The sequence below is a fragment of the uncultured Thiodictyon sp. genome (assembly GCF_903946935.1).
Classification (GTDB): domain Bacteria; phylum Pseudomonadota; class Gammaproteobacteria; order Chromatiales; family Chromatiaceae; genus Thiodictyon.
The window spans coordinates 1-1,976 of record NZ_CAJAXH010000312.1 but is presented as its reverse complement, the minus strand read 5'-3'; the positions used below and the strand labels follow the sequence as shown (position 1 = coordinate 1,976).

2 protein-coding genes are annotated in these 1,976 nt (G+C 63.6%); one reads left to right on the top strand and one right to left on the bottom strand.

The genetic code is table 11. From position 1 onward, the window contains the following. The first annotated feature begins 198 nt into the window (after positions 1-198). Positions 199-918: a pirin family protein gene (locus tag QZX93_RS26525; RefSeq protein ID WP_295389996.1), complete on the top strand. Its 720-nt coding sequence runs from the start codon at positions 199-201 to the stop codon at positions 916-918. A 13-nt stretch (positions 919-931) separates the two neighbouring features. Here QZX93_RS26525 and QZX93_RS26520 read toward each other — a convergent pair whose 3' ends face one another. After that, on the bottom strand, positions 932-1,813 hold the full coding sequence (locus tag QZX93_RS26520) for a LysR family transcriptional regulator (RefSeq protein WP_295389994.1): 882 nt from the start codon (positions 1,811-1,813) through the stop codon (positions 932-934). Positions 1,814-1,976: the final 163 nt, after the last annotated feature.

The following is a 1,976-nucleotide window of genomic DNA, read 5'->3' as shown; positions in this document are numbered from 1 at the left end:
GTTGACGCTCGCGATCGGTTACGAGGACAGGCGCAGGACGAAGCAAGGGCATCGAAAAAACCAGAGTAGATCACGAAGTTTGCATCTTACAACGCGCTCTTCAGAAACGGTATTAGGATTTTCATCCTGCGGTACTAGTCCCAGCGCTTCGCGGGGAGCCGCCGCCGACTCCCCGCAAGAAACTTCACAGAGACCGACATGCTCGAGTTAAGACCATCGGACCGGCGCGGCGTCGCGAATCTCGGCTGGCTGCATTCGCGGCACAGCTTTTCATTCGGCAGCTATTACGACCCGGACCAATCCGGCTTCTCGGACCTGCTGGCGATCAACGATGACCGGGTCCGCCCGGGGCGTGGCTTCGATACCCACGGCCACCGCGATATGGAAATCGTCTCCTACGTGCTCGCGGGGACATTGGAACACCAGGACTCGATGGGCACCGGCTCAGTCATCCGCCCGGGCGACGTGCAGATGATGAGCGCCGGCAGCGGCGTCCGCCACAGTGAATACAACGCCTCGCGTACGCAAGAAGTCCATTTCTTGCAGATCTGGATCATCCCCGACCGCCAGGGGGTGACGCCGCGCTATCAACAGACGTACGTTGACGCTGCCGACAAGCGGGGCCGATTGCGCCTGATCTGTTCACCAGACGGCGCCGCGGGCTCGCTCTCGCTCTATCAGGACACCCGCATCTATGCTGGGCTCTTCGACGGCGGCGAGCAGCAGCGATTCACCCTACCCGAGCACCGCTTCGGCTATATTCAGGTCGCCCGCGGCACGCTCAAGGTGAATGGTGAGCGACTTTCGGAAGGCGACGGCGCACGGCTGCGCCAGGTGCGCGACCTCGATTTCAGTGAGGGCGAAGACGCCGAGGTGCTGTTATTCGATCTGCGCCCGAATGAATCACCGAACTATTGAAAGACGGCGATGCTCACGCCAACCGGCTCGCCAGAAAATCGATCAGCACGCGCACGCGATGGGGCAGATAACGATTACTCGGCAGTAGCGCATAGATGCCCAGGTCGGGCGGCGAAAACTCATCCAGCAGGGTCACGACGCGGCCGGCCGCGAGCAAATCGGCGGCGATGAAATCCGGTTGGATCGTGATCCCCAGCCCTTGCGCGGCCGCCGCCGCCAGCACCTCGCCGTTATTCGCCTGTAACCGGCATGGCACATGAAAGTTTTCCACTTGCTCATTCACCATGAATGACCAGGGCCGGCTATTGGACTGGGGTGAATAGCCAATGCAGTCATGACGCGCCAGCTCGGACGGGTGCCGGGGCCAGCCACGACGGGCCAGATAGTGCGGCGCCGCGATGGTCATCAGCCGACAGGTGCCGAGCTTACGCGCGATGTCGCCGGGGGCCAGCCGGGCGCTGATGCGGATCGAGAGATCCACCCCCTCCTCGATCAGGTTCAGCTCGCGGTCGGTAAAATCCAGCGCCAGGCAAATCTCCGGATAGGTCTGGGAAAACTCCAGCAGCAGCGGTGCCAAGCGCTTGAGCCCGAAACTCAGCGGCAGGCCGACGCGCAGGTGGCCGCGCGGCGTCAGGCGCGCCTCCATCACCTCCGCCTCGGCCGTCTCCACCAGGTCGAGGATCGCCCGGCAGCGCTCCAGGTAGGCGCTGCCGGCCGAGGTCAGGGTCAGCCGCCGCGTACTGCGCACCATGAGCTTGATCCCCAGATGCTCCTCCAGCGCGGCAATCTGGCGCGTCACCACCGAACGGGCGACCCCCAGTTGGCCCGCCACCGCGGCAAAACTGCCGAGCTCGACCACCCGAACAAAGAGATGCATGGCGTCGAGTCGGTTCATGGGCGCTCTTGGCTACAATTCGGGGTAACTACTCAGGTACCCGAGCCCAGCCCGCGGCGGCCGACTACGCGAAGCGCGGCTGAGGCGGGGTGCCCTGGAAGGTCAGGGTAAGGGCGTTGAAGAGATTCGCGCCCTGCTTGTGCATGGTCGCCAGATAGGAGCG

What these genes read in the sequence shown, in the direction of transcription:
- QZX93_RS26525 (WP_295389996.1), top strand. Translation starts at nt 199, where the DNA reads ATGCTCGAGTTAAGACCATCGGACCGGCGCGGCGTCGCGAATCTCGGC.
- QZX93_RS26520 (WP_295389994.1), bottom strand. Translation starts at nt 1,813, where the DNA reads ATGAACCGACTCGACGCCATGCATCTCTTTGTTCGGGTGGTCGAGCTC.